We start from the raw sequence: 21,397 nt of genomic DNA, 5'->3' as shown, positions 1-21,397 counted from the left end.
CTGGCGCGTCCATGCAGGAACAAGGCAACCGGAATATCTGTGTCAGGCATGGGTCGGGGAATCGGGGCGGGCGAGCCGGTCGCGAGTTTGACATAGGGCGGCAACACGTACACGGGTCTTTTGTCGTGCAGCCGGGCGGGATTCAGGCGCAACGTGTTCCATTCCGCACATCCGGGCGGTGACCGGTGCGCAGAGCGCGACGTATTGCCTGCCGCCGGTACAAGGCTCCTGCTAGGCTTCGCGCGTGCCACATCCCACCCCCTTCCAGCTGCGCGCCGCGACGCCCGCGGATACCGCCGCCCTCGTCGACCTGGAGCAGCAGACGTTCGCCTACGACCGGATGAGTCGCGCGCAGTTCCGGCGTCATCTGCGCAGCCCGACGGCCGCCATCTGGGTCGCCGAGCGCAGTGGCGCGCTGCTGGGTGCCGCGGTCCTGTTTTTTCGCCGCGGCGGCCAGCCGGCGCGACTGTACTCCCTGGCCACGGCTGCCAGCGCGAGAGGGGAAGGTGTCGGACGGCGATTGCTGCAGACGGTCGAGTCCGATGCCCTGCGCCGCGGTCATGATCGCCTGCGGCTGGAAGTGCGCACCGACAATGCGGCGGCGATCCGCTTGTACGAGTCGTCGGGCTACCGGCGTATCGCCGAGAAGCCGGGCTACTACGACGACGGGTCGGACGCCTGGCAGTATGAAAAATTGTTGACGGGAGCCTCCGAATGAAATTCGTCCTGCCCGCACTGCTTGGCGTCCTCATCGCCGGCGCGCACCTGCCGGCCGCGTCCGCCGAGCCCACTCCGACCGCCCTGCCGACCGACCTGCCAGCGCATGTCACCCTGGTGCAGACGACGATGCCACAGAAGGCAATCCGCAAGATCGCCGCAACCCACGGGGTGCGCCTGCCGCGGATGTTCGTGTTCAATGCCCGGCGCGAGAAGGTGCTCTACACCATTGGCTGGAGCCCCGACGTCACGGGCCGGCTCGAGGCCGCGCTGGCGGGCGGCAAGCCACTCAAGGGCGGTGACGATTTCGCGCGGGCGGTGAAAGACCTGGAAACCGCGCCGGGCGTGCCGCTGGATGCGGCCAGCCTGCCGCCGGCGGACTTCTACCTGATCGAGCACTGGGGCAGCTGGTGCACGCCCTGTGCCGTGGAGATCGACCGGCTGGTGGAGATCCTCAAGCGCGATACCACGCACCGTTTCGTCTGGATCGGCGTGCAGTTCGAGAACCCGGAAACTCTTGGCAAGGCGGCGCGCTGACCGTGGCCCAACTGGCAGACCTGATCAACACCTACCCGGGCCTCCTGGCCATCGGCATCTTCTTCGCGCGCATCGCGGACGTCACCTTCGGCACCATCCGCATCCTGGTCGGCTTTCGCGGCTACCGCCTGCTGGCCGCGGTGATCGGCTTCTGCGAGGCCTTCATCTGGGTGCTGGCAGCCAGCAAGGTGATCGGCCATCTTGACAATGTATACCTCGTCATCGCCTATGCGGCCGGCTACGCGACGGGCAACTTCGTCGGCATCACGATCGAACGGCGGCTGGGCGTGGGGCGCGAGCTGGTGCGCATCATTTCCTACTGCGACGCCTGCAACCTGGCCGAGGCGCTCACGGCGCGCGGTTACTCCGTGGTGGAGCTGGCCGGACGCCACCGCGGCGCGGCGACGGTGCAGGTGCTCTACGTCGTCGACCGGCGCCGGCGCATGCCGGAACTGTTGCGCCTGGTGCACGAGCTCGACCCGGATGCGATCTACACCGTGACCGACGTGAAGAACTGCCACGGCGAGGACGAACACGCCCTCGACGGCCACGGCCCCGGCATGGCGTCGCTGCGCAACAAGCGCAAGTGATTACCAGCCGCTGGCCTTGATCAGTTCCGCGGTCGCCGGGTCCGCCGGCCGCGCGACCAGGCCACCGGCCGCCGCGAGCGACACGCGGTAGCGGGCGCCATCGATCAGGGGCATGTACGTGGCGCTGCCGAAATCAGCGTCCACGAATGGCAGCCAGGCCGGGAAGCGGCGCTTGACCTGCCACAGGTCCAGCACGTTGTCGCCAGCCAGGTCGACGATGCTGGGCGGCTGGGTCTGTGCCACCGCCGCGTTGCGCCAGCGGCCACTGATGCGTTCCACGCGGTAGAGCGGCTCGGCGCCCAGGGTGACCGCCCGCGGCGTCCACTTGATGACACGCGCGTCCAGCTGCCAGTCGTCGCCGGAGAGCTGTACGGTTTCGTGGGTGCCGTCGGCAAGATCCACGCGCAGGGCCCAGGTGTTGGGTGCCACCGCTCGCACCTGGATGTCCGCTACCGGCGCCTCGGCCACCAGCCGCTGGTAGCCGCGCAGCGAGGTGCTCAATCCAGCCGAGAGCAGGGTGATCAGCAGGAAGGCCAGCAGCCATGCGCCCCGATGGCAGGCCGACAGCCGTCGCCGGTCGCGCCAGCGCCGCCGCACGGCGAAGGCCTGCAGCAGGCTCGCCAGGCCGAATAGCGCGGCCGCAATGGCCGGAATCAGGGCGGGAATGTCGGGCATCATGGGGGCTCCTTGCTCGGCGTGATGACCGCTGTGCCACGCGACACGGCAAACGCGGCCGCGACGCGTCCGATCGACCTCTGGCTATACTGCGCATTGTCTATCGGCTCGCACAAGGTTGCCCATGCGTTGTATTGCCCGGTTGTCGCTGGCGCTCGTCGTCCTCCTGGTTGCCGCCTGCGGCAACAAGGGCGATCTGGTCAAGCCGGAACCGACGCCTGCGTCGTTCGCGCCTGCCACTCGGTGAAGCCTGCGTGCACGCAGGAATCCCCTTCACCAAGATGCACGGCATCGGCAACGACTTCGTCGTCATCGATTGCCGCGATCGTCCACTCGGCCTGGATGCGGCTGCCATCGGCCGTCTCGGCGACCGCCATTTCGGCGTGGGTTTTGACCAGCTGCTGACCATCGAGCCGGCGACCGATCCCCGCTGCGCCTGGCGCTACGGCATCTACAACGCCGATGGCAGCCAGGCCCGCCAGTGTGGCAACGGCGCGCGGTGTGTCGCCGCCTGGCTGCACCGCGCCGGCGCCCTGGGCGCCGGCCAGACCTGGCTGGAGAGCCCGTCGGGGCCGGTCGCCGCGGAGATCCTGGACGATGGCAACGTCCGCATCGACATGGGCGAACCGCGGTTCGAACCGGCGCAGATTCCGCTGGACTTTCCGGAAGTGGCCGACAGCTACGCCGTCGAGGCCGCAGGCGCCACCTTGAGCTTCGGCGCGGTGTCGATGGGAAATCCGCATGCCGTGATCGAAGTCCCCGATGTCACCGAGGCCGACGTGGCAGACTGGGGACCGGTGCTGCAGAACCACCCGCGCTTCCCGCGCCAGTGCAATGTGGGATTTGTGCATATTGTGTCGCCGCGCGAGATCCGGCTGCGCGTGTTCGAGCGCGGCGTGGGCGAGACACTGGCCTGCGGCAGCGGCGCCTGCGCAGCCGTGGCCGTGCTGCATCGGCGCGGCAAGATCGACCACCAGGTGGCCGTGCACCTGCCCGGCGGCGAGCTGCAGATATCCTGGGCCGGACCGGGCCATTCCGTGTGGATGACCGGGCCGGCCGCTTTCGTTTTCGACGGGAACTACTATCCATGAGCGACCTGAGTCTGCGCGACGGCCTGACAGCAATGGAGGTAGCCAGCTACCTGCGCCGTCACCCCGAGTTCCTCAACGAATTTCCGGATCTGGCCCTCGGTCTGCGCCTGCCGCGCGACCAGGGGCCGGCGGCGTCGCTGGCGAGCTATCAGCTGGACGTGCTGCGCGACAAGAACCGCGAGCTCAACCGCCGTCTGCACGAGCTGATCGATATCGCGCACGAAAACGAGCAGCTGATGATCCGCGTGCATACGCTGACCCTGTCGCTGATGCGCGCCACCTCGCTGTACGACAGCCTCGCGCGCGTGGTCGCGGGCCTGACCGAGGATTTCGACACCCAGCTGGTGCGCATCGTGCTGTTCGGTCGTGCCGATTCGCTGCCCAAGGCCGAATGGCTGATCGTGCAACCCGACGGCCCCCGCGCGATGCCCGCCTTCGCCGAGTTCCTGCAGCGCAACGAAACGCTGTGCGGCCGCCTGCAACCGGAGAAAGTCGAAGCCCTGTTCGGCCAGCGCGCCGATGAGGTGAAGTCGACCGTGCTCATGCCGGTGAACAACCTGGGCATGCTCGCTATCGGCAGCGACGACATGGACCGCTTCCATCCGGGCATGGGGACGGTCTTCCTCAAGCTCATCGCCGAGGCGATCACCGCCTCCGTCGTCCGGTATCCGCTCGCGTGACCACTCCGGGCGCCGGCGACGGATCCGGCGCTCTCGGCGCCCCGGTCGCCGCCTTTATCGATTACCTTCGCGTCGAGAAGCGCTACGCCACCGGCACGCTGGTGAACTACCAGCGCGAACTGGAGACCTTGCGCCAGCATGCCGAGAAGCTTGGCCTGCGGGCGTGGTCGGAACTGCATGCCGAGCAGCTGCGCGGACTCGTTGCACGCGAACACCGGCGCGGCCGCGAGCCGGGGAGCCTGCACCACCTGCTCTCGGCCTGCCGCAGCTTTTTTCGCTGGTTGTTGCGCGAAGGCATGCTGGCGAAGGATCCGGCCCTGGACGTACGCGCACCGAAACTGCGCCGCAAGCTGCCCCAGGTGCTGGATGTCGACGAGGCGAGCAGCCTCGTGGAAATTCCCGCCGACGGCGCCGAAGCCGTGCAGGATCGCGCCATGCTGGAGCTGTTCTACTCCAGCGGCCTGCGCCTGGCCGAGCTGACTGGCCTGCGCTGGCAGGCGATCGATTTTTCCGACGGCACGGTGCGCCTGTTCGGCAAGGGCGCAAAGACACGCGTCGTGCCCGTCGGCAGCAAGGCGCGCGAAGCGCTGCTGGCCCTGCGTGAACAGGCAGGCCCGCAACCCGACGACCCGGTCTTCCCCGGTCGCAACGGCCGTCCGATCGCACCGGAAACCGTGCGCCGCCGGCTCAAGCGCTGGGCGCAGAGCCAAGGCATCTGGAAGCGTGTCTACCCGCATCTGCTGCGCCATTCGTTCGCCAGCCACCTGCTCGAATCCTCCGGCGACCTGCGCGCCGTGCAGGAACTGCTCGGCCACGCCGACATCGCCACCACGCAGATCTACACCCACCTGGACTTCCAGCACCTCGCCCGCGTGTACGACGCCGCGCATCCGCGCGCAAAGCGGCGACGAAATGATGAGGAAACGTAGGCTGGGCAGAGCGCAGCGAAGCCCGGCTCGGAGCGTACGCTCTACCCAGCCTGCGAATAGGGCGCTTTCAATTTTGTGGCCCGGGTAAGCGCAGCGCACGCGGGGTGAACCGCGAATTGTCGTCCAATCAGCGTTGCCCACACGACGCGGCGTATTTCCGACGTCGACGCAGGTTCACCCCGGGTGAACCCTGCGGGTTAACCCGGGCTACGGAATGCATAGCCGCGCATCTTCTGTAGTCGGCTGGCCGAAGGAAGCGAGCCAGGCTGCCCGCGGCGGCACTCGCGACGCTCTGGCTCTTCGGCTCCCAAACACACCAATGCGCCCGGCGATGTTGGGCATCGCTGCGCTCAGCGCCAACCTACAAAAGCGGAAGCCACAGGTTGCTCACGGCGCCGCCTTGACCCCCACCGACTCGAAGAGCTTGCCGCTGTCGAACCAGCGATCGCCGCGGATCACCGTGCGTACCTTGCGGATATCCCCCATCACGACGGTCGGATCGCCATCCACGAGAATCAGGTCGGCGACATAGCCGGGCGCGACGCGACCGTAGTCCTTGTTGCGCTTCATCACGGCGGCGGCGTCGTAGGTGGCGATCCTCAGCACGTCTTTCGGCGGGATGCCCGCGGCGACGTACAGTTCCAGTTCGCGCGCCAGGGCAAGGCCAGCGGTGCCGTCGGTACCGGCCACCAGGCGCACGCCGCTGCGATGGAGGACGCCGACGAAGTCGATCATGCGCTGGAAGCCATCGCGATAGGCGCCTTCCTGCCCCGGCTTGATCGGCAGGCCGCCGGCACCGGAACGAACGCCGCGCTGCAGCGTCGCGGGAAGCCGGTTGACGATGGCCGCGCTACCCGGCCCGGGGAAGCCGGGACGACTGAGGAACATGTCCTCGAAGGTGCTGACGGTCGGGTCGACCACCGTGCCGCGGTCGCGCAGCAGCTGGACGAAACTGCGCACCTCGGGCGCGCCAAGGTCGATGGCCGCGCCAAACTCGCCGATGGCGGAGAAGCGGGCCGGCGTGCGCGTGTCCTGCACTTTGTCGAACAGGAAATTGAGCATCAGCATGTTGATGTGCTGGATTTCGTCCGCACCGGCCTCGACGAACTGGCGGGCGGTCATATAGGCGGGGACATGCCCGCTGACGCGCAATCCGGCCGCATGGGCGGCCTCGATGATGGACGGAACCAGCTCCGTCTTGAGGGAACTGTATATTTTTACCTGCTCATAGCCCGTCCGGGCGTATTCGGCAATGTGTGCCCTGGCCTCGTCGGCGGTGTCGGCCAGCACCTTGGTCGGCCCGGCGAACGGGCCACGGCCGTCGATGATGCCGGCCTTGATGATGCGGGGGCCGATGTCCATCCCGGCCTCGATCGCACCGATACGAGCGGCCAGGCTCGTTCCTTCGTTTGCCAGGTCGCGCACAGTGGTGACGCCGCCAGCGATGTCGAGTACGGGCTGCGCCGCGCCGGACTCGTGGACATGCATATCCCACAGGCCCGGCATCAGGAACCGGTTCCCGGCATCCATCCATTGCGCGTCCGCGGGTACCTTCACCGTCTCCGCGTCCCCGACAGCGCTGATCCGGCCCTTTTCCACCAGCACGACCTGGTTTTCCTGCACCGTGCCCGATGGCGGGTCGAACACGCGCGCGCCACGGATGGCGAGCGGGTGCGTCAGGTGCGTCGTCAGCGACTTTGCCCGCTGCGTTGCGACACGTTTCTCTTCGGCATCCTGCGCCTTGCCCAGCTGCGGCAGGATGGCCGCATTACCCTCGCGCACCATCGAAAACCAGGGGGAGTAGCTGGCAAAGAAGCGCTGCTGGTCATCGAGCCAGAAATAGTTCGGCGTGAGATCGAGCCCATGGAGCGCATACAACGAGAGCGTCTTGCGTCCTTGCCTGGTCTTTACTTTCAGGTCAGACAGCTTTTCGATCCGCGCCTCGCCATCGGGCAACAGGGCCATGCGCTGGCCGGGCGCGGCGAGCAGGGCCCGTCCGAGCAGCACCAGTTCCTCGGGCGCGCCCTGCAGGCTCAGGTAGAACGCTGGCCCAGCCGCGGTGCGCGCCTGGTCCTCGGACGCGTTTTTCCACGTGACCTTGTCGCCCTCGCGGTTGTAGCGCTCTTCCACCGCTGCCTTGAAATAGTCCACGCCGCGGTTCTCGACGCTGCGGGTGGTGCCATCACCAGCCAGCCGGAAGACGCTGTCCGTGGACGGTCCGCGTCCGCGGTCGTTGTATTCGAAATGCACGCGGACGCTGCCGTCGTCCTCGTAGGTGGCCACCTGCTTGCCAGCCAGATTGCCGACCAGCCAGACCTCGGTGTTCTCGGTGGTTGCGGCGTCGGCCAATGGGACGGCCATCGCGAAGGCCAGGGTTGCTATCAGGATTCGGAATCGCATCGGCCTGCCTCCATCTCGGGGATCCGGGCAGGCTAGGGCAGGCGGCAGCGTTCAACCTGTGCCGAAAGTGGCGGAAGTCATCGGGTGTGGCGTCGCCATCATGCGGTCATCGTTCCGAATGGCCGACTTCGTCGTAGCCACCGCGTCCGAACAGGCCCGGCCGGATCAGGTCGATGAAAGCGCGCGCCTGGGTGGAGAGGTATTTGCCTTTGCGCATCACGACGCCATAGCTGCGTTGTGGAAAGTACTGGCGCAGGTTGCGGACCTCGAGTTTCTGGCGGTCGTCGCCGGTAATGCAGATGCCCGTGACGATCGAGATGCCCAGGCCCATCGCGACGTACTGCTTGATCACTTCCCAGCCACCGACCTCGATCGCCACGCGGTACGGCACGCGGCGCTGCTGGAAGACCAGGTCGACCAGGCGGTACGTCGTGAGGCGCTGTGGCGGGAGGATCAGACCATAGGGGGACAAGTCCTCCAGGTGAATCTCCGGCTTGCCGGCCAGGGGATGTTCCCGCGGCAGGATCAGCATCGGATCGAACCACTGCACGGGCTCGTAGCTCAGGTCGTGCGGCACGTCGAGCATGGAGCCGACGGCGAAGTCGACCTGGTCCTGGCGCAGCAGGGCCAGTCCGTCCTTGCCCGTGACGTTGAACAACTGCAGCCGCACATGCGGATGCTGCTCGCGGAACGCCTGCACCAGGCTCGGCAGCAGGTACTGGATCGTGGAGGAGCCGGCGGCGATGGTGACCTCGCCGGCGTCCAGGCCCTGGAGCTGGCTGCGGAACTGCTGGTCCAGGCTTTCCAGCCCCTCCACCAGCGGCCGGGCCAGCTCGTAGAGCATCTGCCCCTGGCGGGTCAGCACGAAACGGGGACGCGCGCGCTCGAGCAGGCGCACGCCAAGTTCCTTTTCCAGCGCCGACAGCTGCAGGCTGATCGATGGCTGCGACAGGAACAGCGCTTCACCCGCGCGCGCCAGTGTGCCGAACTTCACCACATGGCAGAACGCGCGCAACTGCTTGAGCCGATTGCCTTTGTAGTAGAAGCGCGGGGTCGTTTCGGCCGCCTCGGCACGCGCTTTGGTTTTGCGCCGCGTCCGTGTACCCGCACCCTGCACTTTCTTACTGCGCGCAGCACCTTCGGATTTCAAACGCTCGTTCGACATGGCTTCGGTTTCAACCACTTGGCGCTGATTTAACGTTGTTAAATAGATGCATTGAAACGTTTGCTTTGTCAAATGCTGCGCTGCACGCATAGGCTTGGTCGTATTCAGCGAGCGTTTCCGGAGTTGCAGATGGCCGTTCCGATGGATGAATTTCCGCTTGGCGCAATGGAGATCCGCGCCGTTCTTAAACCCGGTTACGAGCAGATCCTCACGCCGCCGGCCCTGGCCTTCCTTGCTGCGCTGCACCGGCGCTTCGACGCCCGGCGCCGCGCCCTCCTGGAGGCCCGGGTGGCCCGCCAGGCCCGCTTTGATGCGGGCGAGCTGCCGGATTTCCTCGCGCACACCCGCGCGATCCGCGAATCGGACTGGACCGTGGCACCGATTCCCGCCGCCCTGCAGGACCGGCGCATCGAGATCACCGGCCCGGTCGACCGCAAGATGATCATCAACGCGCTCAATTCCGGCGCGCGGGTGTTCATGGCGGACTTCGAGGATTCGTCCGCGCCGACCTGGGAAAACCTCATCGACGGGCAGGTCAACCTGCGTGACGCTGTCGCCGGCACCATCGAATACCGCGCAGCGGACGGCCGTGAGTACCGGCTCAAACCCGAATGCGCCGTACTGGTCGTGCGGCCGCGCGGCTGGCACCTGCCGGAAAAGCACGCCCGCGTCGGCGGCGAGGAAATGGCCGGCGCCCTGTTCGATTTCGGCCTGTTCGCCTACCACAACGCCCGCGCGTTGCAGGAGCGCGATCGCGGCCCCTACTTCTACCTGCCCAAGCTGGAAAGCCATCGCGAAGCCGAACTGTGGGACGAGGTGATGGCGTTTGCCGAATCGGAACTGGGCCTGCCGGCCGGCTGCATGAAGGCCACGGTGCTGATCGAGACGCTGCCGGCCGTGTTCGAGATGGATGAAATCCTGCATGCGCTGCGCACGCGCATCGTCGGCCTGAACTGCGGCCGCTGGGACTATATTTTTTCCTATCTGAAAACGTTCCGTGCGCACCGCACGCACATCCTGCCCGAGCGGGGACAGGTGGGCATGACGGTTCCGTTCCTGAAAGCCTACTCGGAACTCCTGATCAAGACCTGCCATCGCCGCGGCGCGTTCGCCATGGGCGGCATGGCGGCGCAGATTCCGATCTCCGGCGATCCGCAGGCCAACGAAAAGGCGCTGGCGCGCGTCCGCGCCGACAAGCAGCGCGAAGCCCGCGCCGGCCATGACGGCACCTGGGTGGCGCATCCGGGCCTGATTCCCGTGGCGCTGGCCGAGTTCGACGCGGCGATGCCCACGCCCAACCAGCTGCACCAGCGACGCGACGACGTGCACGTCACCCGTGACGATCTGATCACCGCGCCGGCCGGCACGATCACCCGCGCCGGCTTCGAGAACAACATCGACGTCTGCGTGCGCTACCTGGCCGCCTGGCTCGATGGCCTGGGCTGCGTGCCCATCCACCACCTGATGGAGGATGCGGCCACTGCGGAAATCTCGCGCGCCCAGCTCTGGCAGTGGCTGCACCACGAGGGTCTGACCCTCGAAGACGGCACACCGCTGGACTTCACCCTGTTCGATCACGCCATCCAGACCATCGGAGAACGCCTGCCCAAATCCGGCCTGCCGGGCCAGGAGCGCATTCCCCAGGCCGCCTGGATGCTGGCCGAGCTCACCCACGCCAAGACCTTGGCGGACTTTCTCACCCTGCCCGCGTACGCACTGCTCCCGTGAGCCCGGACCGCACAGGCACGACCGACAATTCGAGGAATGCGTCCATGAAATCTGTCCTACCGACCGCCGAACAACTCCAGCACGACTGGCAGACAAACCCCCGCTGGGCCGGCGTGACGCGCAACTACAGCGCCGCCGATGTCGTGCGCCTGCGCGGCACGGTGCATATCGAGCATTCCCTTGCCCGCCTGGGCGCGGAGAAGTTCTGGAATCACCTGCAGCGCGAGCCCTTCGTCAATGCACTGGGCGCGCTCACCGGCAACCAGGCGATGCAGCAGGTCAAGGCGGGGCTGAAGGCCATTTATCTTTCCGGTTGGCAGGTTGCCGCGGACGCCAACATCGCCGGCGAGATGTATCCGGATCAGTCCCTGTACCCCGCCAACTCGGTACCGCAGGTGGTCAAGCGCATCAATAACACCCTGCTGCGCGCCGACCAGTTGCACCACGCCGAGGGCAAGGACGACATCGACTGGCTGCAACCGATCGTGGCGGATGCCGAAGCCGGGTTCGGCGGCGTGCTCAACGCCTTTGAACTGATGAAGGGCATGATCGAGGCTGGCGCGGCCGGCGTGCATTTCGAGGACCAGCTGGCCAGCGTGAAGAAGTGCGGCCACATGGGCGGCAAGGTACTGGTTCCCACGCGCGAAGCGATCGAGAAGCTCAATGCCGCGCGCCTGGCAGCCGACGTCTCGGGCGTGCCGACCATCCTCATCGCCCGCACCGATGCGGAAGCGGCGGACCTGTTGACCTCCGACGTCGACGACAACGACAAGCCCTTCTGCACCGGCGAACGCACCGTGGAAGGCTTCTATCGCACCAAACCCGGCATCGACCAGGCGATCAGCCGCGGCCTGGCCTACGCGCCCTACGCGGACCTGGTGTGGTGCGAAACCGGCAAGCCTGACCTGGAATTCGCCCGCCGTTTCGCCGAGGCCATCCATGCGAAGTTCCCGGGCAAGCTCCTGGCCTACAACTGCAGCCCGAGCTTCAACTGGAAGAAGAATCTGGACGATGCAACTATTGCAAAGTTCCAGAAAGAAATTGCAAGCTACGGCTACAAATTCCAGTTCATCACGCTGGCCGGTTTCCACTCACTCAACTATTCCATGTTCAATCTTGCGCACGGCTACGTCCGCAGCCAGATGAGCGCCTTCGTCGAGCTGCAGGAAGCCGAATTCGCCGCCGCCGACAAGGGCTTCACGGCGGTCAAGCACCAGCGCGAGGTAGGTACGGGGTATTTCGATGCGGTGACCCAGGCGATCCAGAACGGCCAGTCGTCGACGACCGCGCTCAAAGGTTCCACCGAGGAAGAACAGTTCCACGGCACGCGTCACGCCGCCTGACCGCGGCACCAGCTCCTGGGGAGGAGGAAGTGCGCCGGGCCCGGTCTCCGTTACCGGGTCCGGCCGTACTTTTGGAGGATCCCACACCGTCCATAACGTAGCGTATGGACCTTCGCGCAGCGGCCGTAGCGGATCGACGATGCCGCCGTAACAAGTGGTGACATCGGTGGAAACGCCGGCCCGGCGCGCTATAGCGCCCGCGGGACCATGCGGTAAGATGCAGGCTCAAGGTCCGCGGCCTGGGGGGAAATCACGTGGCCACCGTGAGTCCTGGAGCTTCACTGGCGGAGTCCGCTGCGCAGGGTCTGGGCTACACGATGAATCGGCCCGTCGCCCTGCCACGTCAGCTTTCCGATGCCGAACTGGCCGTGTTTGCCACGGCCGGGCGCCGTCGCGAACTGATTCCACGGGAAATGATCTTCCGCAAGGGTGAGCTCGGGCGGGCCATGTTCGTGATCGAGTCGGGCACCATCCAGCTCGAATTCGGCGACGGAATGCCCGACAAGCTGATCGGCCCGCGGGAATTCTTCGGCGAACTGGCCCTGTTCATCGGCAACCATGCCCGCGTGGCCAATGCGGTCGCGGCCGAGGCCAGCTCCCTCTACGTTATCGAACACGCCGCCTTCGAACGCCTGCTGGAAACCGAGGCGGCCCTCCTGGCCCATTTCATGCGCCGCTCGTTCTCCTACCTGGTGGCCAGCGAGCAGCAGCTGATCCAGAGCCTCAAGCGCCGCAACGAAGACCTCCTGGTCACCCTCGACTCGCTGCGCCAGACCCAGACCCAGCTTTCCACCGCCGAGCGCCTGGTCCGCACCGACGAGCTGACGGGCCTGTGCAACCGTCGCGGCCTCTATCACTACCTGGAAGAGCTGCGCATACGTCGCGACAGCACCATGAAGCTGGGTCTGCTGCTGATCGACATCGACCGCTTCAAGCAGATCAACGACCATTTCGGCCACCTGGCGGGCGACCAGACACTGCGCGCCGTGGCTGCCGAAGTGGGCAATGCGGCCATGCCCTGCGACCTGGCCTGTCGCCTGGGCGGCGACGAGTTCGCGCTGCTGGCCCAGGTGCCCGACGCTGAAACCCTTCGCGACCGCGCGGCCCAGATCGCCAGCGGCGTTCGCTCACTTTGCTTTCCCGGCCCGTCCGACGGCCTTCGCGTGAGCGTCAGCGTCGGCGGCAGCCTGTGCCATGAGCACGCCGACTGGTCGGCCTGGTACAGCGATTCGGATTGCGCCCTGTATATGATCAAAGGTGAAGGTGGCGACAATTACCGCGTCATCGCCTGATCGTCGAGGGCGCTTTTTTGCGCTGTATACGGTTTGGTGCCCCGCCGTCGTTCCTGCCTGAGCACGGGAGGCGTCTGCCTCCGGTGAACAGCGCGGGCGAGGGCCCCGGCACCAATGGCGCCGGGGCAGTTCGAGGCGCAAAATCCACATGGCCGTGCCCGCCCGGGAGCCTGGTTCCCGCGGCACGGTGGACCGGGGGCCGGTATGAGTGCTGTCGAACTGCCTGTCGTGTCGTCGCCGGTCGAGCCGGCCACGCCGCTGTTGCGCACCCTTGCCCTGTGCGACCTGGTCGATTCCACCGGACTGATCGAGCGACTCGGCGATCATGCCGCCGCCGCCCTGATGCGCAAGCACGACCGCCTGGCGCGCGACCTGCTGCACCGCTTCGGCGGCCAGGAAATCGACAAGACCGACGGCTTCCTGGTGCTGTTCGAGCGGCCCATCCATGCCGTCGCCTTTGCGGTGGCGTACCAGCGTTCGCTCATTCAATTGGGCGAGGCCGAAAAGGTTTCCCTCAAGGCCCGCGTGGGAATACACGTCGGCGACGTGATGGTGTGGCAGAACGATACGGACGACGTGCTGCAGGGCGCCAAGCCGGTGGAAGTCGAAGGCCTGGTGAAGCCGGTGACGGCGCGCCTGGCGTCACTGGCCCTGCCCGGGCAGATCCTCGTCTCCGGCGTTGCCGCCGCCCTGGCGCAACGGGCGCACGAGGAACTGGGCGTCCACGCGGACCGCACCCGCTGGATGCACCATGGCCGGTTCCGCTTCAAGGGTGTGCCCGAACCGCTGGTCGTTTACGAAGTCGGGGAGGCCGGCATCGCGCCGCTTTCGCTGCCGCCCTATTCCGGCAAGGCCTGGCGCGAAGTGCCCTGGTGGCGCCGGCCCGCAACGATGTTTGTCGAAGCGGCGGTCGCCCTGGTGCTGGTGGCCAGCGTGCTCTGGTTCGTGTTCCGACCGCAGCCGGCCATTGCGTTCATCGAGCGCGACTGGGTGGTGATCGGGGATCTGCAGAATTACACGACGCAGCGGAATTTCGAGGATTCCCTGCGTTCTGCCTTGCGCATCGGCCTTGAGCAGTCGAAGTACGTCAATATCGTGCCGGACCTCCAGCTGCGCGATTCACTGTCACGGATGAAGTCGCCGTCCAGCACGCGGATCGACCGGCGAACCGGCTCGCAGATTGCGTTGCGCGAGAACGCGCGTGCGCTGATAGTGCCGACAGTGGCGGAAATCGGCGGCAAGATCCGTGTCAGCGCTGAAGTCATCGACCCGACCACCGAGGCTACGGTCTATGTGGAAACCGTCGAAGGGGACGCAGATTCGGTCGTGCAGGCGCTCGATACGTTGAACAAACGTCTGCGTGGCCGTCTCGGTGAGACGCTGGCTGCCATCGAGTCACACAGCATGCCATTACCAAAGGTATCTACCGAGAACATCGACGCGCTTCGAGCCTATGCCTTGGGCGAGAAGGCGCAGGCGTCGGGCAAGTTTGACGAGGCTTCGGCGCTGTACGAGCAAGCCCTCAAGCTCGATTCCCGGTTTGCGCTGGCGCGAATCGGACTGGCGCGAATCCACCTTTCAACCGGGGACGAATCCGGCTTCCGCGAGCATGTGCGCCTGGCCGCGGAACTGCGCGACCGCCTGCCGCCCCGCGAATCGCTGGTGCTCGATGCGTTTCAGGCGCGCTTGGCCGGTTCGTCGGCGTTCCTGGCCAAGTGGAAGTTGCTGGCGACGCTGTATCCCGACTATCCCGCCGGAAACTACAACTACGCCCTGTTCAATTTCAGCCTGGCGAACGATTTCAAGTCCAGCTTGCCCTATGCCAAAGCGGCAGCTACTGAGCACAACCCGTTTCGCGCGTCGGCCAACTTCCTGGTCGGCGCGCTGTACGTCGGGCTCGATGAGCCTTCCGCAGCAGAGGAGTACTTCGAACGAGCGCGCAAGCTTGGCATCGGCGGCTCGCTGACCGCCTATGCGGACTTCGAGTTTTCGCGACGCAACTACGCGAAGGCCGCCGCCATACTCAAGGGCGAGCGCCCATCCGGGATAGACCGGACCGATGCCCGGAGTCAACTCAGCGTCATCGCCGGCGCTGTCGACAGGGGCGATTGGGTCGCGGCTCGCGCAACGTTGAAGAGCCTCGTGGCGCAGTTCGGCACAGATCCCTCGCAGGTGCGTGCCATTGCGACATCCACGCTCGCGCTCGATGCGCTCGGCGGCGCTGACGTGGCGGTCGACGAAGTCGTCCGCGCTGCGTCACGTGCTGCATCCACCCGTTTTGAAAGCGCCGAATCCAATGATCGCGAAAACGCGCTGTTTGATGTCGTGCTGGTCGGCTATGTTGCAGCGAGGTTGGGCCAGCTTTCTCTCGCACGCCAGTCAGACGCGCTTGCCGCTGCCCACAGCGACCTTGCCCAGCAACCCGCTCTCATCCGGCTGCGTCGTGTACTTTCCGCGGAAGTGGCACGTGCTTCCGCAAAGAGTGACGAGGCGATCCAATCCCTGCGTGAATCATCCGACGGTACGGAGCTGTACCAGGCTCACCGGGTGCTGATGGAATCCTACGCCGACACCGGAAACGTGGCAGCGGCGCTCGAACAGGCGGACTGGCTTGCCAACCACCGCGGACGTGCTTTTGCCGAATCCGTCGGAGACCAGGTGCTGCAGCTCTTCAATGTGGCCGACGCGAACCTGGCGTTGCTTCGTGCCGCCGAGATCAGCATTGCGGGCGAAAACCACCCCAAGGCGGCGGAATACCTCAAGGCATTCCGCCGCGCGTGGTCTGATCCGAGTGGCGTGACTGGCGTTGACGCCCGGGTCAGCGCCGTGGAGAAGGCGCTTCAGTCCAAGGCCAGGCCGTGAACGTTGAATTGCAGCTTGCCCGTCAATTGCCCTTGCAACGTCTCGGCACTGCGCCGGATCGTTTCCTTTGACGCGAGCCCCTTGGTCTTCGCAAAACACGCGGCAAGTTCCACCGGTGCACCGATTGAACGGAGTGCGGCCGCAGGGTCGTTGGTCAGGAGTTCGCGAAAAGCATCGTCGGTAGACAATTTGTTCAACAGCTGGTCGACCTGATCTCGCGACAGTGATGCCATGACGTTTCCCCTTTCGTTTGGCAGATACTCGCTGAATATGCGTGACATCGTGCGGCACCAAGCGCGAGCAGGAACTTGGCGGCAGGCCCGCCGCGAGCTTATCTGTAGCAGATAGGCGTCACAAGACATCGCCTCGCACGGACGTGACACGACCACCTCTGACGCGTGCCTGCGCGCCGTGAACGACAAGGTGCCGGAAAGTTTGCTAGCGTTGCCGCACGATGGCTATTGAATGACTTCCATGCAGTTGCGGCGCTGTAGCGTGGTACTTTTTGACCCTCGCGAAGAAGTCGTGTTCGATCTCGAATCGCTGGCGAGTGGCGGCGATGGATTGGCCAGCACGTTGACGTTGCTGGCGCTCGCGCCTCATCTGGAAAATGAGGTGCCGGTGACGACGAACGAGGTCGCGCTGCTGGCGCAGGTGTCGGCGACAAACTGGATTCCGCGCGCCGAGGTGTGCGGGCGTTTCGGTGATGCGCTGGTTGATGCGCTGCTGGAGAAGGGTCTTCTTATCGCCGATTCGGACCAGGCGCCGGTGTTTCGCGAACGCGACGAGGCGCTCCGCTCCGCGCACTGGCGACCGCTCGCTGCCGTGAGTCACTACTCTTTCCGATGGTCCGGCGTGCGTTCCGGCGATGAGGCGCGCGGCGCCGGTTACTCCACAATGACCGAACTGGCGGAGCGGCTCGGTCCACCGCCGCCCCACGTGTTGGCGCACGTGGATGAACCACTGCGACAGTCGCTGCCGGAAGGTATTTCCACGTCTTTTGACGAACTGCTGGCACGTCGGGTGACGTGCCGGAATTTCGATGTGGCTTCCGTTCTTCCGCTCACTGTGTTCTCGACGATGCTGCGACGGGTCTTCTCCGCACAGGCGACCCTTGATATCCAGAAGGACAACACGGTCATCAAGCGGACCAGTCCGTCCGGCGGCGGTCTCCACCCGACCGAGGCCTACTTGCTCGTGAGCCGGGTGGAAGGCGTTTCTCCTGGCCTTTATCACTACCATTCCGGCGGGCATTCGCTCGAGCCACTCGCATCGGAGCTCGCGCTGGACGACCTCGCGTTGCGCTGCGTCGCTGCTCAGCGCTACTTCGCCGATGCGCACGTCCTGGTCGTCATGGCGTCGCGATTTCCGCGCAATTTCTGGAAATACCGCAACCACGCCAAAGCCTACCGCGTCGTCACCCTCGACGTCGGCCACCTGTCGCAGACGCTGTACCTCTCTGCCACGGATCTGGGCCTGGGTGCCTTCATCACCGGCGCAATCAACGAGGTCGAGATCGAAGCAGCATTCGGCATGGATCCGCTGGTCGTCAGCCCGATCGCCGTGTGCGGCTTCGGCATCCGCGCACAGGAACGCGTATCGACCGAGTTCGATCCACTCGGCACAGTCTGGGAACCGGGGACGAACCGGCTGCGTGACCGCGGCTAGCTCTTCGGCGCCGCGATCCGCACGTCCACGCGCAGGCCGACGGGCAGGGGCGGCGTGCCGTCGAGGGAGATCAGCGCCTCGAGGATCTTGGCGTCCTGCTTCTCGGCCGGATCGCCGGAGATGGAGTTGCGCCGGCCCATGCGGCGGCTGACGCGCACCACTTCGCCCGCGAACGATTGGCCGGGGAAGGCGTCGCTGGTAATGGCGGCTTTCTGGCCTTCGCGGATGCGGCCGATGTCCAGTTCATCCACATCGGCCCGCACGAACAGACGCGAAAGGTCGCCGATGCGCGCCAGTGGCAGGGGAGAAAGCGCCACGACCGTTTCGCCCTCGCGCAGGTCGCGCTTGAGGACCTGGCCGTCGATCGGCGAATGGATCTGGGATTTGTCGTACAGGGCCTTGGCGCGATCACGTTCCGCGCTGGCCGCACTGACCGCGCTGCGGGCGGCGGCGATGTCTTCCTTGCGCGCGCCAGCGCGCAACAACGCCAGCTCGGCGTCCGCGCGGGCGCGCCGCGCCGTGGCCACCTGCGCCTGGGCGCGCGCCTGCTGCAGCGCTTCGGCCGCAATCAGTTTCTGCGCCGCCATCGCTTCGCGCCGGTCACGCTCGGCAACGGCCTGTTGCTCGGCCGCCGCCGCTTCCTGGCGCGAGGCCTCGGCCGCGGCGAGTTCTTCGGTCCGCGCGCCGGCCTCCAGCTTGGCCAGTTCCGCTTCCCGCAGTGCCAGGTTCGCGCTGGCGGTATCCAGCGCGGCGCGGAATTCGCTGTTCTCGATCTCGGCGATCAGCTGGCCGGCGGTGACGCGATCGCCTTCGGTGATGAAGACGCGCGACAACCGGCCAGAGAGTTGCGGAATGATGACGCGCTCTTCACCGGCCGGTTCGACCAGGCCCCCTGCCGCGATGGTGTCACTGACGGCCGGTGCCCGCGCCGAAGGAGGCTTGCCGCAGGCACTCAGTACAGCCAGGCACAGCGCCGCCCACGGGAGGATTCGGAACACAGGCTTCACGTCGAACTCCTTTCGCGCCGCCGATCGTCGATCAGCTGGCCGTCTTCCAGGTGCAATACCCGATCGCCGAAGGGTTCCACGCGCGGGTCATGGCTGACGACCACGACGGCCACGCCGTCGCGATGCGCCAGGTCGTGCAGGGTGCCGGCGACACCCTGGCCGGTCTTGCCGTCCAGTGCCGCGGTCGGTTCGTCGGCGAGGATCATGGATGGCTTGCCGGCCATGGCCCGCGCAATCGCGACGCGCTGCTTCTGGCCGCCCGACAGCTCGCTGGGGTAATGCCCGGCACGATCGGCCAGCCCCATGCGGTCGAGCAGGCCCATCGCCTGGTCGCGTTGCTCGGCCAAGGGCACGGCCTTGATATCCAGCGCGATCGCCACGTTTTCCCAGGCTTTCAAGGTCGGGAACAGGTTGTAGTGCTGGAACACGAAGCCGACGTGGGCCAGCCGCAAGGCGGCAAGGCCTTCGGCGTCGGTGCCGGCCAGGGGACGGCCGAACAATTCGACCTGCCCGCGGGAAGCCCGCAGCAGGCAGCCCATCACCTGCAGCAGGGTGGTCTTGCCCGATCCGCTGGGCCCCAGCAAGAGGGTCATCTCGCCGGCGCGGATGGTCAGGCTGATGCCGCGCAGGGCCTGGAAGGCGGTGGGACCGCTGCCGTACGTGACACCGACATCGTCGAGCCGGATGGGAACGGCGCTGCTCATTGGAACACCGAGCTGGGGTCGATGCGGACAATCCGCCGGATCGAGATCAACGCCCCCAGCGCGCACATCAGGAGGGTGAGTACCGCCAGCACGCCGACCAGCCAGGCGGGCATCGCCACGGCCACGCTGCTTTCGCGGCTGAGCCACACGACACCGGCCACCATCACCATGCCCGCGCCGAAGCCCAGCGCCGCACTGATCGCCGCCTGCTTGAGGATCACCGCGTAGAGGTAGCGGTTGGGCGCCCCCATGGCGCGCAGCGTGGCGTATTCGGGCAGGCGGTCGACGGTCGTGGCGTACAGGGTCTGGCCGACGATCACGATACCGACCACCAGCCCCAGGAGCGCGGCCATCAGCAGCGCCGAGCCGGCGCCGGTGGTAATCAGCCAGTAGGTCTGGGCCTGCCGGGCAAATCCCTCGGAGGGCCATACGTCGACCTTGCCCAGGCGATCCTTCAGCGCTTGCCTCACGGTTTCCCGGTCCGCGCCCGGCTGCAGGGTCACGAGCAGGTAGGTCGTCTCGTCGGGTTTGAGGAAGGTGAAGCGCTGGGCGTTGCGGTGGGTGGTAAAGACGTAGGGGCTCTGCGTGAACGTACGTATTCCGGCAGTGAAACCGACCACGCGTGCGCGCTGGTTGTTGATCTCCACCGTCTGGCCCAGGTGGCCGATGCCCAGCTTGGCGGCATACAGCCGGTCGATGATGACGGCGTCGTCCTGCTGCAGGTCCTCGATGCGGCCTTCGGCCATATTCCACGGCGCACCATGGCCGGTCGCCAGGTTGAACCCGACCATGCTGACGCTCTCATTGCCGCCGTCGGGTTTGCGCCAGAAGGCGAACTGCGCCATCAGCATGTCGACGGCGGCCACGCCCGGAACGGCGAGCGCTTCGTAGCGCCGGCGTTCCGAAAGCCGCCCGGCGATGTCCACGTTGGTGGTTCCGGCCGGGGTGATCCACAGATCTGCGCGGGTGTGGTCGACGAGGCCGGAAGTGGTGCGGGCGAACCCGACCAGAAGACCCAGTTCCACCCCCATCAGGAGCACGGCGAAGAGCACGCCGACCAGGGTGACCACGAAGCGCGCGCGGTCGTGCGCCAGATTGCGCCAGGCGAGCAGGGTCGTGCCGGCGGGTAGGGCGCGGGACCGGCCGCCGACAAGCGGTAGCGTTGCTGTAGACATACGGGTGGATTGTGCCGCAGACGGCGGCGCGTCGTCAGCCTGTGGCGTGTTGCCGCGCCCGGCTGTTTTCGGTGTGAAATCCGCCACTTACGCTATTTGTATCCAAATGGGCTACAGCCAAGCATAAAAGGGGGCGATTGTTCAACTGTCCAAAAAGAGAGTAAGGTGGCTCTTCCGTCACGCGACGATTTGCACGGATTCTGGCGACTCGCGCGTGCGCGGACGCACGGCATCCCGATCTCCGGCAGCCCTCTTACCCCTACGGAGGATCCCATGTTAGACCTGTTTCGACGAATCATCGGAAAGGATGCCAAGCCCGCCACGCCGCCTGCCACCGCACCTGCACGCCTGGGCACCACGCCTGCCGGCCCGCCCCGCGCCCCGATCTACGATTCCGGCCTTGTCAGCTCGCTCAAGCACGACCACCACGAGCTGGTGGAACTGTTCGAGCAGATCGGCCGCGGTTTCGAGCACGGCCGCTTCGGCGAGATTCCCAGCAAGCTTGTCGCGTTCAAGACACGCCTGGAGGCCCACCTGCTCACCGAAAACGTGCGCTTCTACAACTACGTGGAGTTCACGCTTCGCGACGACTCGGAAAACCTCGCCCTGATTCGCGACTTCCGGCGCGAAATGAACACCATCGCCCGCGGCGTGATCGATTTCGTGAAGAAGTACCAGGCCGGCATCAACAGCGAGCTGGCCCGCCAGAGCTTCCTGGCCGACTACCGCGCGGTGGGCGGCCTGCTGGTGCAGCGCATCCAGCGCGAGGAAGGCAATCTCTACCCCCTGTACATGCCCAGCTGATCCGTTGTACAGCCCGCTCTGACAGAACGC

At 66.1% G+C, this 21,397-nt stretch carries 20 protein-coding genes; 13 read left to right on the top strand and 7 right to left on the bottom strand.

Translation table 11 applies throughout. The features are described 5' to 3' along the window. Positions 1 to 244: 244 nt before the first annotated feature. The 3 genes from N4264_RS02410 to N4264_RS02400 are packed head-to-tail and all read left to right on the top strand — an operon-like array spanning position 245 to position 1,844. Complete coding sequence (locus N4264_RS02410) at positions 245 to 718, top strand: GNAT family N-acetyltransferase (RefSeq protein WP_261695486.1); 474 nt, start codon at positions 245 to 247, stop codon at positions 716 to 718. Then, positions 715 to 1,254 (top strand): thioredoxin domain-containing protein, encoded by a 540-nt coding sequence (locus N4264_RS02405; RefSeq protein ID WP_261695485.1) that lies wholly within the window; start codon positions 715 to 717, stop codon positions 1,252 to 1,254. Before N4264_RS02410 ends, N4264_RS02405 begins: the two co-directional genes overlap by 4 nt. A 2-nt stretch (positions 1,255 to 1,256) precedes the next feature. Further along, complete coding sequence (locus N4264_RS02400; protein ID WP_261695484.1) at positions 1,257 to 1,844, top strand: DUF2179 domain-containing protein; 588 nt, start codon at positions 1,257 to 1,259, stop codon at positions 1,842 to 1,844. Here N4264_RS02400 and N4264_RS02395 read toward each other — a convergent pair whose 3' ends face one another. Continuing rightward, complete coding sequence (locus N4264_RS02395) at positions 1,845 to 2,522, bottom strand: hypothetical protein (RefSeq protein WP_261695483.1); 678 nt, start codon at positions 2,520 to 2,522, stop codon at positions 1,845 to 1,847. It abuts the gene before it with no gap. A gap of 121 nt (positions 2,523 to 2,643) precedes the next feature. Between N4264_RS02395 and lptM the strand changes: the two genes are divergently transcribed. From lptM to N4264_RS02375, 4 genes are read left to right on the top strand one after another with little or no spacing between them, the layout of a single operon-like run. Then, a complete protein-coding gene (lptM, locus tag N4264_RS02390; protein WP_261695482.1) occupies positions 2,644 to 2,766 on the top strand; it encodes an LPS translocon maturation chaperone LptM in 123 nt (40 codons plus the stop codon). A 34-nt stretch (positions 2,767 to 2,800) separates the two neighbouring features. Continuing rightward, positions 2,801 to 3,610, top strand: a complete 810-nt coding sequence (gene dapF, locus N4264_RS02385) for a diaminopimelate epimerase (protein ID WP_261697560.1) — start codon at positions 2,801 to 2,803, stop codon at positions 3,608 to 3,610. Then, entirely contained in the window at positions 3,607 to 4,290 is a 684-nt protein-coding gene (locus N4264_RS02380) for a DUF484 family protein (protein WP_261695481.1), read from the top strand. The genes dapF and N4264_RS02380 overlap by 4 nt, the downstream gene beginning before the upstream one ends. Continuing rightward, positions 4,287 to 5,219 carry a tyrosine recombinase XerC gene (locus N4264_RS02375; RefSeq protein ID WP_261695480.1) on the top strand — a complete coding sequence of 311 codons (933 nt, stop codon included), beginning with the start codon at positions 4,287 to 4,289 and terminating at the stop codon, positions 5,217 to 5,219. Before N4264_RS02380 ends, N4264_RS02375 begins: the two co-directional genes overlap by 4 nt. Positions 5,220 to 5,606: 387 nt before the next feature. Here N4264_RS02375 and N4264_RS02370 read toward each other — a convergent pair whose 3' ends face one another. Both N4264_RS02370 and N4264_RS02365 read right to left on the bottom strand, forming a co-directional pair. After that, on the bottom strand, positions 5,607 to 7,619 hold the full coding sequence (locus N4264_RS02370; RefSeq protein WP_261695479.1) for an amidohydrolase family protein: 2,013 nt from the start codon (positions 7,617 to 7,619) through the stop codon (positions 5,607 to 5,609). Positions 7,620 to 7,725: 106 nt separating this feature from the next. Further along, positions 7,726 to 8,874: a LysR family transcriptional regulator gene (locus N4264_RS02365; RefSeq protein ID WP_261695478.1), complete on the bottom strand. Its 1,149-nt coding sequence runs from the start codon at positions 8,872 to 8,874 to the stop codon at positions 7,726 to 7,728. A gap of 39 nt (positions 8,875 to 8,913) precedes the next feature. Between N4264_RS02365 and aceB the strand changes: the two genes are divergently transcribed. The 4 genes from aceB (at position 8,914) to N4264_RS02345 (ending at position 16,009) form a co-directional block, all read left to right on the top strand. Then, complete coding sequence (aceB, locus tag N4264_RS02360) at positions 8,914 to 10,512, top strand: malate synthase A (protein WP_261695477.1); 1,599 nt, start codon at positions 8,914 to 8,916, stop codon at positions 10,510 to 10,512. A gap of 44 nt (positions 10,513 to 10,556) precedes the next feature. Then, on the top strand, positions 10,557 to 11,855 hold the full coding sequence (gene aceA, locus N4264_RS02355; RefSeq protein WP_261695476.1) for an isocitrate lyase: 1,299 nt from the start codon (positions 10,557 to 10,559) through the stop codon (positions 11,853 to 11,855). Positions 11,856 to 12,172: 317 nt separating this feature from the next. Further along, positions 12,173 to 13,147 carry a GGDEF domain-containing protein gene (locus tag N4264_RS02350; protein ID WP_261695475.1) on the top strand — a complete coding sequence of 325 codons (975 nt, stop codon included), beginning with the start codon at positions 12,173 to 12,175 and terminating at the stop codon, positions 13,145 to 13,147. Between the two features lie 204 nt (positions 13,148 to 13,351). Beyond that, on the top strand, positions 13,352 to 16,009 hold the full coding sequence (locus N4264_RS02345) for a putative peptide modification system cyclase (RefSeq protein WP_261695474.1): 2,658 nt from the start codon (positions 13,352 to 13,354) through the stop codon (positions 16,007 to 16,009). Here N4264_RS02345 and N4264_RS02340 read toward each other — a convergent pair. Continuing rightward, positions 15,988 to 16,242: an NHLP-related RiPP peptide gene (locus N4264_RS02340; protein WP_261695473.1), complete on the bottom strand. Its 255-nt coding sequence runs from the start codon at positions 16,240 to 16,242 to the stop codon at positions 15,988 to 15,990. The genes N4264_RS02345 and N4264_RS02340 overlap by 22 nt on opposite strands. Positions 16,243 to 16,474: 232 nt before the next feature. Here N4264_RS02340 and N4264_RS02335 point away from each other — a divergent pair, with 232 nt between their 5' ends. Then, entirely contained in the window at positions 16,475 to 17,677 is a 1,203-nt protein-coding gene (locus N4264_RS02335) for a putative peptide maturation dehydrogenase (protein WP_261695472.1), read from the top strand. Here N4264_RS02335 and N4264_RS02330 read toward each other — a convergent pair. From N4264_RS02330 to N4264_RS02320, 3 genes are read right to left on the bottom strand one after another with little or no spacing between them, the layout of a single operon-like run. Continuing rightward, positions 17,674 to 18,684, bottom strand: a complete 1,011-nt coding sequence (locus tag N4264_RS02330) for an HlyD family secretion protein (RefSeq protein WP_261695471.1) — start codon at positions 18,682 to 18,684, stop codon at positions 17,674 to 17,676. The genes N4264_RS02335 and N4264_RS02330 overlap by 4 nt on opposite strands. Next, positions 18,681 to 19,388 carry an ABC transporter ATP-binding protein gene (locus N4264_RS02325; RefSeq protein WP_261695470.1) on the bottom strand — a complete coding sequence of 236 codons (708 nt, stop codon included), beginning with the start codon at positions 19,386 to 19,388 and terminating at the stop codon, positions 18,681 to 18,683. Before N4264_RS02325 ends, N4264_RS02330 begins: the two co-directional genes overlap by 4 nt. Further along, entirely contained in the window at positions 19,385 to 20,563 is a 1,179-nt protein-coding gene (locus N4264_RS02320) for an ABC transporter permease (protein WP_261695469.1), read from the bottom strand. The genes N4264_RS02325 and N4264_RS02320 overlap by 4 nt, the downstream gene beginning before the upstream one ends. 273 nt (positions 20,564 to 20,836) lie before the next feature. Between N4264_RS02320 and N4264_RS02315 the strand changes: the two genes are divergently transcribed. Beyond that, a complete protein-coding gene (locus N4264_RS02315; protein ID WP_261695468.1) occupies positions 20,837 to 21,367 on the top strand; it encodes a hemerythrin domain-containing protein in 531 nt (176 codons plus the stop codon). Positions 21,368 to 21,397 lie beyond the last annotated feature (30 nt).

It is taken from the genome of Tahibacter amnicola (assembly GCF_025398735.1).
Lineage (GTDB): Bacteria > Pseudomonadota > Gammaproteobacteria > Xanthomonadales > Rhodanobacteraceae > Tahibacter > Tahibacter amnicola.
The sequence above is the reverse complement of the archived record's forward strand: the minus strand, read 5'-3'. Positions and strand labels throughout refer to the sequence as shown.

Coding starts and splice junctions, on each gene's coding strand:
- N4264_RS02325 (WP_261695470.1), bottom strand. CDS start 19,388: ATGAGCAGCGCCGTTCCCATCCGGCTCGACGATGTCGGTGTCACGTAC.
- N4264_RS02370 (WP_261695479.1), bottom strand. CDS start 7,619: ATGCGATTCCGAATCCTGATAGCAACCCTGGCCTTCGCGATGGCCGTC.
- N4264_RS02340 (WP_261695473.1), bottom strand. CDS start 16,242: ATGGCATCACTGTCGCGAGATCAGGTCGACCAGCTGTTGAACAAATTG.
- N4264_RS02320 (WP_261695469.1), bottom strand. CDS start 20,563: ATGTCTACAGCAACGCTACCGCTTGTCGGCGGCCGGTCCCGCGCCCTA.
- N4264_RS02335 (WP_261695472.1), top strand. CDS start 16,475: ATGACTTCCATGCAGTTGCGGCGCTGTAGCGTGGTACTTTTTGACCCT.
- dapF (WP_261697560.1), top strand. CDS start 2,801: ATGCACGGCATCGGCAACGACTTCGTCGTCATCGATTGCCGCGATCGT.
- aceB (WP_261695477.1), top strand. CDS start 8,914: ATGGCCGTTCCGATGGATGAATTTCCGCTTGGCGCAATGGAGATCCGC.
- N4264_RS02315 (WP_261695468.1), top strand. CDS start 20,837: ATGTTAGACCTGTTTCGACGAATCATCGGAAAGGATGCCAAGCCCGCC.
- N4264_RS02380 (WP_261695481.1), top strand. CDS start 3,607: ATGAGCGACCTGAGTCTGCGCGACGGCCTGACAGCAATGGAGGTAGCC.
- N4264_RS02365 (WP_261695478.1), bottom strand. CDS start 8,874: ATGCGTGCAGCGCAGCATTTGACAAAGCAAACGTTTCAATGCATCTAT.
- N4264_RS02350 (WP_261695475.1), top strand. CDS start 12,173: ATGAATCGGCCCGTCGCCCTGCCACGTCAGCTTTCCGATGCCGAACTG.
- N4264_RS02395 (WP_261695483.1), bottom strand. CDS start 2,522: ATGATGCCCGACATTCCCGCCCTGATTCCGGCCATTGCGGCCGCGCTA.
- N4264_RS02345 (WP_261695474.1), top strand. CDS start 13,352: ATGAGTGCTGTCGAACTGCCTGTCGTGTCGTCGCCGGTCGAGCCGGCC.
- lptM (WP_261695482.1), top strand. CDS start 2,644: ATGCGTTGTATTGCCCGGTTGTCGCTGGCGCTCGTCGTCCTCCTGGTT.
- aceA (WP_261695476.1), top strand. CDS start 10,557: ATGAAATCTGTCCTACCGACCGCCGAACAACTCCAGCACGACTGGCAG.
- N4264_RS02405 (WP_261695485.1), top strand. CDS start 715: ATGAAATTCGTCCTGCCCGCACTGCTTGGCGTCCTCATCGCCGGCGCG.